A 15209-nucleotide genomic window follows, 5' to 3' on the forward strand; every position below is an offset into this window, starting at 1 on the left:
TGACTCTAGGGGCACCCGCGCGCGGACGACAACGTCTTTTTCCGCGCGTCGTCCGACCGGGTTCGCCCGCCGGGTTCAACCACCCCGTGACCCGTTGCCGCGCAACGGGTCATGACCTCAACTACCCAGGACCTCGAGGACCTCGTCGCCGTACTTCTCCAGTTTGGCCGGACCGACGCCCCCGATGCGGGAGAGGTCGGCGGTGCTCGTGGGGACCGCCTCGGCGATGGCCATGAGCGTGGCGTCGGTGAACACGACGTACGCCGGGACCTCCGCGGCCTTCGCGGTGGCGCTGCGCCACTCGCGCAGCTTCTCGAAGACCGCCTCGTCGTAGCTGGCGGGGCAGTCGGCGTGCCGGCGCAGCTTGCGGTCCACCGCGACGCTCAGCGCCCCGCCGCACACGCGGCACGTCATGGGACCGGTGCCGCGTTGCTTGGACGCCCCGGCCGCGGCAGGACGGCGACCCGCGGGCGCGGCCTGCGGGCGGACGGCGTCGAGGAACCGGGAGGGTTTGCGGGTGGCCCGGCCCCCGGGAGTCCGGGAGTTCGCCCAGGACAGGTGGATGCCCTCCCGCGCACGGGTGACCCCGACGTACAGGAGCCGGCGTTCCTCCTCGACGTCCTCCGGGGTCTCGGCGAAGGAGATGGGCAGCAGCCCCTCGCTGACACCGACGAGGTGCACGAGGTCCCACTCCAGACCCTTGGCGGCGTGGAACGAGGCGAGCGTCACGCCGTCGACCGTGGGCGCGTGCTGGGCCTGGCTGCGCTCGACGAGCTCGTCGACGAGGTCGGACACCGTCGCCCCCGGCCGCTTCTGCGCCAGTTCGTCGGCCAGCACGACGAGGGCCTGCAGCGACTCCCACTTCTCACGGGTGGCACCGGCGGCCGTCGGCGCCGTCGGCGCCCACCCCACCGACCCGAGGACCGCACGGGTCTCCTCCCCGAGGTCGTGCCCGGGCAGGGCCGAGCGCGCCGCGCCGCGCAGCAGCACGAGCGCGTCGCGCACCTCCTTGCGGGAGAAGAACCGCTCGCCGCCGCGGACCACGTACCCGACCCCGGCGTCCGCGAGCGCCGACTCCAGCGCCTGCGACTGCCCGTTCGTGCGGAACAGGACCGCGATGTCCTTGGCGGAGCGGCCCGCGCGGATCTCCGCGGCGATCCGCGCGGCGACCCCCGAGGCCTCGGCCACGTCGTCGTCGTAGGCCGTGAACGACGGCGGCGGCCCCGAGGGCCGCTGCGCGATGAGCTCGAGGCGGGCGCGGGCGTGCAGGCCGGTCGCCTGGGAGAGCACGGAGTTCGCCAGCTGCACGACCTCCGGCGTCGAGCGGTAGTCGCGCACGAGGCGCACGACGGTCGCGCCGGGGTGGCGGCGCGGGAAGTCCAGCAGGTGCTCGGGTGTCGCGCCGGCGAAGGAGTAGATCGTCTGGCTCGCGTCGCCGACGACGCACAGGTCCTGGCGGCCGCCGAGCCACAGGTCGAGCAACCGCTGCTGCAGCGGCGAGACGTCCTGGTACTCGTCGACGACGAAGTGCCGGTACTGCTCGCGGACGGTCGCCGCGACGTCGGGCCGCTCGTCGAGGATGCCCGCCGTCAGCAGGAGGACGTCCTCGAAGTCGATGACGGCGCGGTCGGTCTTGACGTCCTCGTAGGTCCGCACGAGCCGGGCCACGGTCGCCAGGTCCAGCCCCCCGGGTTCCCCGCGTCCGGCCGCGGCGGCAACGCGCACGTAGTCGTCGGGGTCGACGAGCATGACCTTGGTCCACTCGACCTCGGCCGACAGGTCGCGCACGCGGGTCCGGTCGGCCTGGATGCGCAGCCGGTGGCACGCGTCGGCGACCAGGGACGCCTTGTGCTCCACCAGGTTCGGCAGCGTCCCGCCGATCGACTGGGGCCAGAAGAACTGCAGCTGGCGCAGCGCCGCGGCGTGGAACGTGCGGGCCTGGACGCCGGCGACGCCGAGGTCGCGCAGCCGGGTGCGCATCTCCCCCGCCGCCCGCGCCGTGAACGTGACGGCGAGGACGCGGTTGGGCACGTAGGCGCCGGAGTGCACGCCGTAGGCGATGCGGTGGGTGATGGCCCGCGTCTTGCCCGTGCCCGCACCGGCCAGCACGCACACCGGCCCGTCGAGCGTCGTGGCCACCTGGCGCTGCTCGGGGTCCAGCCCCGCCAGCACACCGTCGGCGTCCTGCCGGGTCGTCGGGGTCGTCATGAGGTCCGTCATCGCCCGGGCATCTTCCCCCACGCCGACGGTCCTCCGCCGCACCCGGGGCGGCGCGTTGTGGACAACGGCCCCGCCCGGTGGGGAAGCGGGACCGGGGAAGATGCGGGCGGGCGCCGCGGTTGAAGCAGGCGTCAGGCACCCACAGTCCTGGTGAGGACGAGCGAAGGAGCGGACGACGTGTCCACGATCGAGGCCCCCGCGGCCGGCAGCGTCACCATGTTCACGACGACGTGGTGCGGCTACTGCCGTCGCCTGAAGTCGCAGATGGACCGCGAGGGCATCAGCTACTCCGAGGTCAACATCGAAGAGGTCCCGGACGCGGCCGACTACGTCATGAAGGTCAACGGTGGCAACCAGACCGTCCCGACCCTGCTCTTCCCCGACGGGTCCGCGGCCACCAACCCCTCCCTGGCCCAGGTGAAGGCCAAGCTCTCCTGAGGGGGCTCTCCTGAGCGTCACCTTCCGGCCCACCGGTCCGCGCGAGTTCGCCGACCGGTGGGCCGCGTCGTTGCCGGCGGGCGCACGGGTCGGGGTCGACGGGGCCGTCGACGCCGACACCCGCTGGTACGCCGAGCACCTGGCACAGGCCCTGCGCGACGCCGCACGCCCAGTGCTGCTGACGACGTGGCACGGGTTCTGGCGCCCGCGCTCGCTGCGCTACGAGTTCGGCCGCGACGACCCCGACGCCTACGCCGACGGCTGGCTCGACGTCCCGGGGCTGTACCGCGAGGTGCTCGAACCGCTCGACGTCGCGACCGGACGCCGGTGGGTCCCCTCGCTCTACGACCCGGAGACCGACCGCGCCTCCCGGGCGCCCCGCGAGGACGTCCCGGACGACGCCGTCCTCGTGTTCGCCGGGTCGTTCCTGCTGTCGAGCACCCTGCGCTGGGGGTTCGACGCCGTCGTGCACCTGCAGACGTCCGAGGCCGCGGCCCGGCGCCGGGTGCCGACGGAAGACGCCGACCGCGTCGTCGGCGGCTGGCTGCGCTACCTGGCGACGGAGGACCCCGCCGACGCGGCCGCCGTCGTGCTGCGCTGCGAGGACCCCCGCCACCCCGCGGAACTGCTGCGGGAGTAGCGGGGACCAGCTCAGCTCACCTCAGGCCCAGGGCCGGTCCTCGACGGGCAGCGGCCCGCCGTACCAGGCCTCGATGAGGCGGCGCGCGATGGAGACTCCCGGGGGCGGCAGCACCCCGCCGCTCGCCAGTTCCGCGGCCAGCTCCTCGCGGGAGAACCAGCGGGCGAGCGCGATCTCGTCGCCGTCGACCCGGATGTCGGTCGTCGTGGCGCGCGCCGCGAAACCCACCATGAGGCTCGCGGGGAACGGCCAGGGCTGGCTGCCGAGGTAGCGCACGTCGTCGGGTTCAGAGCCGACGACGATCCCGGCCTCCTCGAACGCCTCCCGGCGGACGGTGTCCTCGAAGCACTCGCCGGGTTCGACGAACCCCGCCAGGACCGAGTAGCGGTTCGGCGGCCAGATCGGCTGGTGCCCGAGCAGCAACCGGTCGTCCGGGGAGATGATCGCCATGATCACCGCGGCGTCGGTGCGCGGGAAGTGCTCGCGCCCGTCCGGTTCGGCCTTGACCCACCCCGACGTCGTCGCCGTCAGCGGCTGACCCGTCCGCGGGGAGAACCGGGTGACGGCGTGCCAGTTGCCCATGGCCAGCGCCTCGGTGAACAGGCCCGCGTCGCGCGCCGGCAGCTGCTCGCCCACCTCGCGCAGCCCGCGCCACTCCTCCCCGCCCGCCGCGCCGTCGGTGCTCTCCGGTTCGGCCTCGGTGGAGATGACGGCCACGTGGTGCACGCCGTCGTCGACGCCGAGGTAGAGCTGGAGGTCGTCGGGTCCGGGAGCGGGCACCTCGGCGGGGGTCCGCAGCACCAGCCGCACCCCGTCCGGAGTGTCCACCACGGGCGCCCGGCCCGCGTGCACCTGCAGCACGCGGGTGTCCGGCGAGGCCCACAGCGCGGCCAGCCGCGAGGCCGGTGCGCGGTCGACCCCGTTGCGGTCGAGGTGCTGGCGGGACAGGGCGAGGTCGCGCAGCGGAGGGCTCGGGAGGGGCACAGGGGTCACGCCTGCAGCCTAAGCAGCCGCCCGCGCAATACCGTGGGGGCGTGCCTGCCCGCTCTCCCCGTGTCCTCGCCGCCCTCGCCACCGCCGCCGTGCGGGGTCTGGACGTGGTCGCGGCCGGTCCGGCCGAGAGCGACGGCGCCGACTTCGACGTCGCGCTGGTCGTCAGCGCCGACGGCACGCGCCACGTCGTCCGCGCCCCGCGCCGCGCCGCCGCGGCCGCCGCCCTCGACGCCGAGGTCGAGCTGCTCAAGGGGATCGTCGAACCGCTGCCGTTCGCCGTCCCGGAGGTGGTCGGGACCCTGGCCCTGCCCGACGGCGGACGCTGCGTGGTGCACCACGAGCTGCCCGGGCACCCGCTGGACCCCGGCGCCCTGCGGCCCGGACCCGGGCTGGCCGCCTCCCTCGGCACCGGGCTCGCCGCCCTGCACCAGATCGACGGCTCCGTCTTCAGCGACGCCGGTGTCCCCGTCTACGACGCCGAGGAGTACCGCCGACGACGGCTGTCCGAACTGGACCGCGCCGCGGGGACGGGGCACGTGCCGCCGCGCCTGCTGACCCGGTGGGAGGCGCTCATGGAGGACGTGACGCACTGGCGGTTCGCCGCCACCCCCGTGCACGGCGACCTCGTGGGCGAGCACGTGCGCACCGACGGCAGCCGGCTCACCGGCATCACGGGCTGGGTGGACGCCAAGATCGCCGATCCCGCCGACGACTTCGCCTGGCTCGCCGTCGGCGCCGACCCCGACGCGCTCGAGTCCGTCCTCGAGGCCTACGCGCACGCGCTGCCCGAACCACCGGACCCCGACCTGCTGCTGCGCGCACGCCTCGCGGGCGAGCTGGCCCTCGCGCGCTGGCTGCTGCTGGGGCTGCGGATCGAGGACGCCGAGATCGTCGAGGACGCCCGGCGGATGCTGGACGAGCTCGCCGGGCACGCCGACGCCACCCCCCTGGGCTGACGGGCGTGCGCGTGCGGCTGGCCTCGGTGAACGCGGCCTCGGGGCGCGACCTGCGCAGCGGCCGCGTCGACACCGGCGCACTCGTGGCGGCGGTGGCGCGCCTGGACGCCGACGTCGTCGCCGTCCAGGAGGTCGACCACCTGCTGCCGCGCAGCGGCGGGGTCGACCAGACCGCCCTGCTGGCGGCCGGGCTCGGGGCTCAGGGCTGGTTCGCGGCCACCGTCCACGGCACCCCCGGTGACCCCCGGGGCGTCCGGGTCGCCCACCGGACCGTGCCGGACGAACCGTCCTACGGGATCGCCCTGCTCGTGCGCGGCGGCCACGACACGGCCCTGGGGTTCCGGGAGCTGCGGATGCCGGCCGGGCGGGGTCGCCTGCCAGTGCTGGACCCCGCGTCCGGACCGCGACTGGTGCCCGACGAGCAGCGCGTCGTCGTGGCGGCCGTCGTCGACACGCCCGCCGGGCCGCTCAGCGTCCTCGGCACCCACCTGTCCTTCACGCCCTGGCAGGCCGGTCGGCAGCTGCGGGCCGTGCGGGACTTCGCCCGGACGCTGCCGCGGCCCCTCGTGCTGCTGGGGGACCTCAACCTGCCGCCCGGGATCGTGCGCCGCGTCCTGCCGTGGCGGGCCCTGGTCACCGGCCCGACGTTCCCCTCCCCCTCCTCCAAGGTGCAGCTCGACCACGCCCTCGCGGACGGCCTCGACGAGCGGGTCCGCGTCGAGGCGCGCATCGAGCAGGTCGGCGGCAGCGACCACCGGGGCGTCGTCGTGGACCTGCACTTCTGAGGTCCGGACCCTTCCGGACCCGGTCGCCCGGTCCCGCCGGGCGTGCCAGGGTCGGGACGTGACCGCGCGCCTGCTCCTCACCGGCGCCTGCGGGCGCGTCGCCAGGATGCTGCGGCCGGGTCTGCGGGACCGGCCGCTGCGGCTGCTGGACCGCGCGGCACCCGACCCCGCGGACGTGCCCGCCGGCGCCGAGGTGCTCACCGGGGAGCTGACCGACCGCGACCTGCTCGCCCGCGCCGTCGACGGCGTCGACGCGGTCGTGCACCTCGCGGGCGACCCGAGCCCCACCGCGACGTGGGACGAGCTGCGCGGACCCAACGTGGACGGGTTCGCCGCCCTGCTCGGCGCCGCGGCCGACCACGGCGTCCGCCGCGTCGTCTACGCCAGCTCGGTCCACGCGATGGGCCGCTACGAGGCGACCGGCCGGGTGCCCGTCGACCCGACGTGGGCTCCGGCCCCGTGCTGTCCCTACGGCGCCACCAAGGCGTTCGACGAGGCCGTCGCCGGGGTCTTCGCGCACCGCTGGGGGCTCAGCACGATCGGCCTGCGGCTGGGGGCCACCGTGCCGGTCCCGACCGTCCGCAGCCAGCTGCGGGGCTGGCTGGGACCCGACGACCTGCACGACCTCGTGGCTCGCGCGCTCGCGACCGACGTCATCTCGGGCGTCTACCCCGCCGTCTCGGGTGCGGAGCGCCCGCACTGGGACCTGCGGCTCGCGACGGACGAGCTGGGCTACCGCCCGCGCCTGGACGCGCGCGACCACGCCGCCGCCGTCGAGGACGACGGGACGGACGTGACGACGTGTCCGCCGCCCCCGTCCCGGGGGTGATCCCCGCCGCCGTCACCCGCCGCCGGCACGCTCGCGCACCAGGCGCAGCAGCACGTCGTTGAGGGCGGCGGCCTCGTCCGGCCCGAGGCCGAGGTGGTCGGGCCGGTTGGCGTCCTGCAGGCGCGGCCAGACCGCCGCGAGCAGGTCGTGACCGGCCGCGGTGAGCACCAGCGGGTTGCGCCGCCCCTTGCCCCGGTCCTCCTCGCGCGCGACGAGCCCCCGCGCGACGAGACCGTCGAGGACACCGCTGAGCGACTGCGGGCGGACGAGGACCTCGCGGGCCAGCCGGGCCTGGGTGAACGACTCCCCCGTCGCCAGGTGCGACAGCACCCCGAACTGGACCGGCGACAGCCCGTGGTCGGCGAAGAGCTGCGTCAGCTCCCGCTGCGCCCGGTGGGCGGCCCGGATGAGCGTCCAGGTGACGAGCCCGTCCAGGTCCTCCGTCGTCAGGTCCACGTCGGTTTGCCCTCCTGTCGTCGGGGGACCATGGTTGCACCAACAGGTTCCTGATTCTCTTCCTGGAGGTGGACGTGGACACCCGTACCGACACCCGCACCGAGACACCGGCCGGTCCTTCCGGCGCAGCGTCTGGACCGCACCGGGTCCTCGTCACCGGCGCCACCGGCGCCATCGGCCGGTCCCTCCTGCACGAGCTCACCGCCACCGGGACGTCCCTGCGCGTCACGGGTCGGCGGCCCGAGCAGGTGCGCGCCTTCACCGAGCGCGGGCTCGACGCCGTGCCCGCGGACCTCGACGACCCGGCGAGCCTGCGGACGGCGATGGCCGACTGCGACGTGCTCTTCCTCAACACCCCGCCCGGCCCGCGCCAGTTCCGGCAGAACCGGGACGCCGTCGACGCCGCCGCGGCCGCCGGGGTCGAGCACGTCGTCAAGGTGTCGGCGTCCGACGCCAACCCGCGCTCGGCGATCCCCTGGGCCCGTGACCACGCGCTCGCGGACGCCCACCTGGCCCGCAGCGGCCTGACGTGGACGCGTCTGGAACCGGGCGCGTTCTTCACCAACCTCCTCGTCGAGGCCGCCGCGATCCGCCGGGGCTGGCTGCCGCAGACCAGCGGGCACGGCGCCACCGCGTGGATCGACGTCCCCGACATCGCCGCCGTGGCGGCCCGCGTCCTCACCGACCCCGGCACGCGCGGCGGCGCCGGCGGGGAGGGCCGCGCCTACCGGCTGACGGGCGAAGTGCCGCTGTCGTACCCGGAGGTCGCGGACGGTCTCAGTTCCGCGCTCGGGCACCGCGTCCGGTACGTCCACGTCCCGGCGCCGGTGTTCCACGCGGTCCTGCGCGCCTCTGGCGTGCCGGCCTGGCAGGCGCGCGGGCTCGTCCACCAGTTCGTCGACGTGGTGCGCCGCGGCGCGGACGACGGTCGCCGTTGCACCACCGCCGTGCCCGACCTGCTCGGTCGGCCCGCGCGCACGGTCGCCGACTTCGCGCGCGACCACCGCGCCGCCCTCAGCCCGGCCCCCTGACGACCTGCCCTGACGACCGGGCCGGTCGCGGGCGGGTCAGGCCCGGGGCGCGACCGGCACCGAGCGCACCAGGCGCTCGAGGTCGTCGGCGTCCAGCAGGTCGACGGGGCGCACGGTGTCGCCGGTCGAGGCGTAGAAGAAGGCCGCGCTGACGTCCTGCAGCGGCACGCCGTGCCAGCGCGACCACGCCAGCCGGTACACCGCGAGCTGGACGTCCCGGGCGCGGGCCGCGTCCCCCTCCGGCGGCCGGCCCGTCTTCCAGTCCACGACGTCCCACCGGGTGCGGCCGTCGGGGTCCGTCGCGGCGAAGACGGCGTCGATGCGACCGCGGACGACGAGGTCGGCCACGGGCGTCTCGACCGACACCTCGACCGCGACCGGGTCGCGCGCGGCCCACTCCGAGGCCAGGTAGGTGCGCTGCAACGCCGCGAGCTCACGGTCGTCGGCGGCGTCCTCGTCGGCCGACCCGGGCAGGTCCACGAGGTCCAGCAGCGTGCTGGCGGTGAAGCGCTGCTCGAGCCAGGCGTGGAAGGCCGTCCCCCGGCGGGTCGCCGGCCGCGGTTCGAGCGGGACCGGCCGACGCAGCTGCAGCGCCAGCGCGTCGGGGTCCTGGGCGAGGGCCACGAGGCGCGACGCCGACAGGTGCGCGGGCAGCAGGACCCCCGGAGTCTGTTGCGCCGCAGCGCGTTCGGTCAGCAGCAGGGCGGTCTGATCACCCCAGGACCGGACCTCCTCGTCGTCCGCGGCGTCCCCCGCGGGAACGTCTGCGGAATCCCGGCCGGCCAGGGCCGCGCGGACGAGCGCGGCGCCCGCGTCGACGTCCACCCGGCGCGAGGCGAGGGGGTCCACGGGCCACACGACCCGCTGCGGGTTCGCCGTCCGCGGGTTGGGTTCGTCCGGCCCGGGGGTCGGGGCCGGCGGCAGGCTGACCAGCCCGGGGACGGTGCCCGGCGGGGCCTCGAGGACCTCGCGCAGGAAGCGCGAGGGCTCCCGGGGCCTGGTCGCCTCGTCCCAGTAGGCGCCGGACAGCAGCAGCTCCTCCTTCGCGCGGGTGAAGGCCACGTAGGCCAGCCGGCGCTCCTCGGCCAGCTGGTGCTCCCCGCAGGCGGCGAGGAAGTCCTCCCGGCGGGTGTTCAGCTCCTGCTGCGTCGAGGCGGACGTGATGGCGAACTCGGGCAGGCTCGTCCGGTCCCCGCGCAGCGGGTAGGGCAGGACGCCGAGGGAGCTGGCACCCCCGAGCCAGCCGGGCGCGGTGTCCCCCGTCGCGGGGAAGCTCTTCTCCACCAGCCCGGGCACCGCGACGACGTCCCACTCCAGCCCCTTGCTGGCGTGCACCGTCAGCAGCTGCACGGCGTCGGTGGCCACGTCGGCGGCACCCGGTTCGAGGCCGCGCTCGCGGACCTCGGCGGCGTCGAGCCAGGACAGGAACCCGCCGAGGCCGGGCCGCTGGGACCCGGCGGAGAACGAGGCGGCCGCGTCGGCGAGGGCGTCGAGGTTGGCGCGCTCGAACGACGGCGAGCTGCCCGGACGGGCGCCGACCTCCACGTCGAGCAGCAGGGACCGCTCGACCTCGCCGACGAGGTCGGCGACCGGCAGGTGGGTGCGCGTGCGCAGGCGCCGCAGCGTCCCGGCCAGCCGGCCGAGCCGGCGCAGCGCGCGCGGGGACACCCCACGCCCGTCCGGCCCGGTCCAGCCGGCCGGCGGCAGCTCGTCGAGCGCCTCGACGAGGCTCACGGCCTCGACCTCGTCGGGCAGCACGACCACGTCGACCGGGTCCGACTCCGCCGCGTCCACGCCGTGCGTCCGGCGGCGTTGCAGCTGCCGCGCCCACGCGCCGAGCGCGGCCACGTCGCGCGGCCCGAGCCGCCAGCGGGCCCCCGTCAGCAGCCGGGCCAGGTGGTCGCCCCGGCCCGGGTCGTGCAGGACGTGCAGGGTCGCGACGACGTCGGCGACCTCGGGGGTCGACAGCAGGCCCCCGAGCCCGACGACCTCGACGGGCAGTCCCGCCTCGCGCAGCGCCCGCTGCAGGACGACGAACTGGGACCGCTTGCGGCACAGCACTGCCGCCGTCCGGCGGGGCCGCGGTTCGGCACCGGGCACCCGACACTGCACGGCGAGCCGTTCGGAGTCGGCACGCCAGACCTCCGACAACCGGGCCGCGACCTCGGCGGCCTCCTCCTCCACGGTGGCGGCGAAGGCCGTGCGGACCCGTCCCGTGCCGGCCCCGGGGCGGGGCCGCAGCACGGCCACGCTGCCCGCGTCCAGGGCGTCGTTGAGCGGCCCCGCGACGACGTTGGCCGCCGCCAGGACGCCCACGTCGTTGCGCCAGCTCGTCGCCAGCGGCAACCGGGCGGCGGGCGTGTCGTCCGCCCGGCGGAAGTGGGCGGGGAAGCTCACGAGGTTGCCGGCGCTGGCGCCGCGCCAGCCGTAGATGGACTGGTGCGGGTCGCCCACGGCCGTGACGGGGTGCCCGTCGCCGAACAACGACCGCAGCAGGGCCAGCTGCGCGTAGCTCGTGTCCTGGTACTCGTCGAGCAGGACGACGCGGTGCCGCGCGCGTTCGGTCGCGGACACCGCGGGCACCTCGCGGGCCAGCCGGGCCGCCACGAGGACCTGGTCGCCGAAGTCGAGCTGGTCGGCCTCGCGCTTGCGCCGCTGGTACTCGCGCAGCAGCGGGACGACCTGCTTGCGCGCCTGCTGGACGGCGAGGAGGGCGGACACCTTGGCGTAGGGCTCGCCCGGCACGCCCGCGCCGTACCGCGCGACGGCCTTGTCGTCCTTGGGCAGCGTCCGGACGAAGGCCTCGACCTCGTCGACGAAGCCGAGGACGTCCTCGGAGTCGACGAGGTGCTCGGCGCACTCGCCCGCGAGCTGCAGGAGCGCGGCGGCCAGCGTCGTCGGGGCGGCCTCGACGGCGGGCAGGTCCCCGCGCCACGTCTCGACGACCTCGGAGGCGAGCTGCCACGCGCCGGCGTCCGACAGCACCGTCGACTGGGGTTCGACGCCGAGCCGCAGCCCGTGGTCGCTCACGAGGGAGGCGGCGTAGGCGTGGTAGGTCGAGACGACCGGTTCCCCCTCCCCCAGCGCCCCGGCGGAGTCGCCGGACCCGGGTGCCAGCCCGTGCGCCCGCAACGCGCGGAGCCGGCGGCGGACGCGTTCGGCCAGCTCACCGGCGGCCTTGCGCGTGAACGTCAGCCCCAGGACGTCCTCCGGGGCCACCAGGCCGTTGGCCACGAGCCACACGACCCGCGAGGACATGGTCTCGGTCTTGCCCGACCCGGCCCCGGCGACCACGAGCAGCGGCTCGACGGGGGCCTCGATGACGGCGACCTGCTCCTCGGTCGGGGCGGGACGGCCCAGGCGCTGGGCGATCTCGAGCGCGGTGATCATCACCGGCCCCCCTCCTCGACGACGCTGCGGCCGGCGTCCTGCGCCGGGCACGAACTGACCACGGGGCAGTACCCGCAGTGCGCTCCCACGACCGCCTCGAACGTCCCCGCGGCCATGCCCTCGGCCGCGTGCGCGACGAGCTCGCGCGCCCAGCCGGGGTCCTCGTCGTCGTCCAGCGGGGCCTGGTGCTGCTGCGGCGCCTTCTTCTGCGTCCCCCCGAGCTGCACGAGCGCGGCACCGCCGGACCCCGCAGGCGCACCGGGCCCCAGCGTGTGGAACGCCCCTTCCCGGGCGGCGAGCTGGTAGACGCCCAGCTGCGGCAGCCGGGCGAGGTCGGCCTTGGACGGCTGCGTCTTGCCCGTCTTGAGGTCGACCACGACCGGACGCCCGGCGGCGTCCCGTTCGAGCCGGTCGACGCGGCCGCGGATGCGGGCCCGGCCGACCGTGACGTCCACGTCGAGCTCGACCCCGACGAGGGTCCGGCCCTCGCGGCGGGCCTCGCGGTAGTACTCGGCCAGCTTGTCGACCATCCGCTCGGCCCGGGCGCGGGCGGTGTCGGCGACCCACCCGTCGGGCATCCCGAGGGTCGGCCACAGCACGTCGAGACGGCGGCGCAGCTCGAACGCGTCGGCGTCGGGCGCCTCGGCCGCGATGCGGTGCACGAGGTTGCCGATGGACTGCCCCGTGGAGTCGCCGGGGCGCGCGCCGGAGCTCTCCAGCAGCCAGCGCAGCCCGCAGCGCTCGAAGCTCTCCACCCGCGAGGGGGACACCGCGACGGGGTCGTCCGGGGCGCGCAGCGGACCGTCGTCGGTGAGGTCCTCCAACCCGTACCAGTCGGCCGGGTCGGCCCCGGGGACCCCGGCGCGGGCGAGCTCGGCCAGCCGCGCCGCGGCCGCCGCCCGCCGCGGCGCGGACTCCACGGCCGCGGGCGCACACACGACCTGCCGCAGCCGGGCCACGAGCGCGGGCAGGGACACCGCCCGCGGGACGACGGAGACGGGGCGCTCGTCGTCGCCGTCGGCCCCCGCGGGCGCCGCGACGGTGGCCAGGTCGGCGACGAGGTCGACGAAGGCGGACGGTCGCTCGTCCTCGGTGCGGACGGCCGTCACGACGAGCTCCTCGCGGGCGCGGGACACCGCGACGTGGAAGAGCCGCAGCTCGTCCTCCAGCACGGCCCGGCGCGCGCCCGGCCCCTCGCTGTCCCGGCCCTCCAGGACGTCGACGAGCGCCTGGGCGCCGAGCACCGAGCCGCGCAGGCGAAGGTCGGGCCAGACCCCCTCCTGCACGCCCGCGACGACGACGAGGTCCCACTCACGGCCCACCGCACCCTGCGGGGTCGTGAGCGTCACGGCGCCCGCGTCCGGTGCCCGGTCGGCGAGGGTGTCGGAGGGCACCTCGGCGGTCTGGAGCTGCTCGAGGAACCGGGCGGCGCTGCCCGTCCCGGGGAAGCGGTCGACGAAGCGGCCCGCGGCCTCGAAGAGGGCCAGGACGGCGTCGAGGTCGCGGTCGGCACGACCGGCGTCGGCACCCTCGAGGGTGCTGCCCGCGAGCGCCGACCGCTGCCACCGCGCGGCGAGCCCCGTGGCGTCCCAGACGGCCCACAGGACCGTCTCGGCGGAGGCGTCGGGGGCCAGCGCGGCGCGGCGGCCGGCGCCCAGCACGGCCGCCACCCGGCGTGCGGGCACGAGGGCCGGGTCGTCCCCGGCGAGGCGGGCCAGGTCGGAGGCGGGGACCTCCCCGTCCGGGCCGGCACCGGTCCCGGTGTGCGGGTCGGGGTGCGGATCGGCGAGGACCTCGGCGAACGCGGCCGCCAGGACGACGTCGCTGCTGCGACCACCCCCGCCCGCACGTTCGCTGCGCCGCAACGCCTGCCGGAGCCGGCGCAGGGCGACGACGTCGGCGCCGCCGACCGGGGAGGTGACGAGGTCGTGCGCGACCGCCTCGGTCAGCTCGTCGGGGTCGAGCACCACGGCCAGGGCCGTCAGCAGCGGGCGGACCGCGGGTTCGTCGCGGACGGGGACCTCGGCCAGGGGCACCGCCAGGGGCACCCCGGCGTGGGTCAGACCGCGGCGCAGGGCGGCGGTGTGCCCGGCGGAGCGGACGACGACGGCCATCGCCGACCACGGCACCCCGTCGAGCAGGTGCCGCCGGCGCAGCCGCTGGGCCACCCAGGCGGCCTCCTGGGTCGGGGAGCCCAGGACCGCGACCTCGACGCTGCCGCCGTCCGCGCGGGCGGGGGCCACGGCCCGCTGCGGGGCGCCGCCGAGGGCCCCCACGCGCTCGGCCACGGCGCGGGTGACGGCCCGCAGCCGCGGGCGCTGGCGGTGGTCGGTGCCGAGCACGACCGTCCGGGCCGGGGTGCCCCGGACGGCGAAGCGGTCGGCCAGCGTCGAGGCGGTGCGCGCGTCGGCGCCGCGGAAGCCCTGGGTCACGCTGTCCGGGTCGGCGCTCAGCACGAGGTCGCAGCCGCCGGCGACGGCCTGCAGGAGGCGCAGCCCCGCCTCGGACAGGTCGTGGGCGTCGTCGACGGCCACGAGGTCCCAGCGGTCGCGTTCGGCGGCGAGCAGGTCGGGTTCGGCGACCAGGGCCGCGACGGCCTCGTCGACGACGGCCGCCGGGTCGTAGGCCTCCGCCCGTCCCAGCGCGTTGACCTGCAGGTACTCCTGGAGCACCGCGGCCCCGGCGACCCACTCGGGACGGCCGTGCCGGCGGCCGAGGTCGGCCAGCTCGTCAGGGCGCAGGCCGCGCTCGACGGCGCGCATCAGCAGGTCGCGCAGCTCGTTGCGGAAGCTGCGCAGGCCCCAGGAGGCCCGCGGGACGTCGCCGGGCCAGTCGGGGGCGGCGAGCGCACCCGTGAGCGTCACGGTCCCGTCGGCGTCGAGGTCGAACAGCTCCCCCGGCGCGTCGTCCGAGGTGACGGCCAGGTGCCCCCGGAGCAGGTCGGCGAGGATCGCGTCCTGCTCGGCGCCGGAGATGAGGCGCGGCGGGGCCGCGCCCTCGTGGACGTGGACGCGCCGCAGGACCCCGAAGGCGTAGCTCTGGGGCGTGCGGGCGGCGGGCTGCCCCGTCGTGCGGCGCAGCGCGTCCGACAGGTCGTCACGCAGCAGGTCGGCGGCGCGGCGCGTGGGCGCGAGGACGAGGACGCGGTCGGGGTCGAGGCCGTCGCGCTCCACCCGGGCGGTCACGAGGGCGCGCAGCGTCCGCGTGCGACCGCTGCCCGGGGCGCCGAGGACGACGAGCGGACCGCTGCCGGGGCCGGTCCCGACGACGGCGTCCTGGCGCTCGTCGGGAGCGGGCGGGACGGCGACGACGGGCGCGGCCCGGCGCAGCCGCGGCACCGGTGGTCGACGCGCAGGCTCGCCGCCGCCACCCCGCGGGTCGCCCGCCGCACCCGTCCCCGCCACGTCCACCTTCAGCACGCCGTCATCGGACCACACGGCTCCGACACGAGCCGGTCGCCACGGCGGAGCG

At 76.7% G+C, this 15209-nt stretch carries 11 protein-coding genes; 6 read left to right on the forward strand and 5 right to left on the reverse strand.

Annotated features, from left to right (window positions below; all coding sequences use genetic code 11):
- Positions 1–117: 117 nt before the first annotated feature.
- Positions 118–2220 carry an ATP-dependent DNA helicase UvrD2 gene (locus tag AB0637_RS01875; protein ID WP_366169434.1) on the reverse strand — a complete coding sequence of 701 codons (2103 nt, stop codon included), beginning with the start codon at positions 2218–2220 and terminating at the stop codon, positions 118–120.
- Positions 2221–2397: 177 nt separating this feature from the next.
- Between AB0637_RS01875 and AB0637_RS01880 the strand changes: the two genes are divergently transcribed.
- Complete coding sequence (locus AB0637_RS01880; protein ID WP_366169435.1) at positions 2398–2658, forward strand: mycoredoxin; 261 nt, start codon at positions 2398–2400, stop codon at positions 2656–2658.
- Positions 2659–2728: 70 nt separating this feature from the next.
- Positions 2729–3298 (forward strand): uridine kinase, encoded by a 570-nt coding sequence (locus AB0637_RS01885; RefSeq protein WP_366169436.1) that lies wholly within the window; start codon positions 2729–2731, stop codon positions 3296–3298.
- A 21-nt stretch (positions 3299–3319) separates the two neighbouring features.
- On the opposite strand, the gene nudC is transcribed toward AB0637_RS01885, so the two are convergent.
- Positions 3320–4291 carry an NAD(+) diphosphatase gene (nudC, locus tag AB0637_RS01890; RefSeq protein ID WP_366169437.1) on the reverse strand — a complete coding sequence of 324 codons (972 nt, stop codon included), beginning with the start codon at positions 4289–4291 and terminating at the stop codon, positions 3320–3322.
- Between the two features lie 41 nt (positions 4292–4332).
- Between nudC and AB0637_RS01895 the strand changes: the two genes are divergently transcribed.
- The 3 genes from AB0637_RS01895 to AB0637_RS01905 are packed head-to-tail and all read left to right on the forward strand — an operon-like array spanning position 4333 to position 6861.
- Positions 4333–5247 carry a phosphotransferase gene (locus AB0637_RS01895; protein ID WP_366169438.1) on the forward strand — a complete coding sequence of 305 codons (915 nt, stop codon included), beginning with the start codon at positions 4333–4335 and terminating at the stop codon, positions 5245–5247.
- Positions 5248–5252: 5 nt separating this feature from the next.
- Complete coding sequence (locus AB0637_RS01900; RefSeq protein WP_366169439.1) at positions 5253–6032, forward strand: endonuclease/exonuclease/phosphatase family protein; 780 nt, start codon at positions 5253–5255, stop codon at positions 6030–6032.
- Positions 6033–6090: 58 nt separating this feature from the next.
- Entirely contained in the window at positions 6091–6861 is a 771-nt protein-coding gene (locus AB0637_RS01905; protein WP_366169440.1) for an NAD(P)-dependent oxidoreductase, read from the forward strand.
- Positions 6862–6873: 12 nt separating this feature from the next.
- On the opposite strand, the gene AB0637_RS01910 is transcribed toward AB0637_RS01905, so the two are convergent.
- On the reverse strand, positions 6874–7317 hold the full coding sequence (locus tag AB0637_RS01910; RefSeq protein ID WP_366169441.1) for a MarR family winged helix-turn-helix transcriptional regulator: 444 nt from the start codon (positions 7315–7317) through the stop codon (positions 6874–6876).
- 74 nt (positions 7318–7391) lie between these two features.
- Between AB0637_RS01910 and AB0637_RS01915 the strand changes: the two genes are divergently transcribed.
- Complete coding sequence (locus AB0637_RS01915; RefSeq protein WP_366169443.1) at positions 7392–8348, forward strand: NAD(P)H-binding protein; 957 nt, start codon at positions 7392–7394, stop codon at positions 8346–8348.
- 36 nt (positions 8349–8384) lie between these two features.
- Here the strand turns inward: AB0637_RS01915 and AB0637_RS01920 are convergent, their stop codons facing one another.
- Positions 8385–11738, reverse strand: coding sequence for a UvrD-helicase domain-containing protein (locus AB0637_RS01920; protein WP_366169444.1), 3354 nt, complete (start codon positions 11736–11738; stop codon positions 8385–8387).
- Entirely contained in the window at positions 11738–15157 is a 3420-nt protein-coding gene (locus tag AB0637_RS01925) for an ATP-dependent DNA helicase (protein WP_366169445.1), read from the reverse strand. The genes AB0637_RS01920 and AB0637_RS01925 overlap by 1 nt, the downstream gene beginning before the upstream one ends.
- Positions 15158–15209: the final 52 nt, after the last annotated feature.

It is taken from the genome of Kineococcus sp. NPDC059986 (assembly GCF_040702905.1).
Lineage (GTDB): Bacteria > Actinomycetota > Actinomycetes > Actinomycetales > Kineococcaceae > Kineococcus.

Bases quoted from the DNA above. Each gene is read 5' to 3' on its own strand.
- AB0637_RS01875 (WP_366169434.1), bottom strand. From the start codon at position 2,220: ATGACGGACCTCATGACGACCCCGACGACCCGGCAGGACGCCGACGGT.
- AB0637_RS01920 (WP_366169444.1), bottom strand. From the start codon at position 11,738: ATGATCACCGCGCTCGAGATCGCCCAGCGCCTGGGCCGTCCCGCCCCG.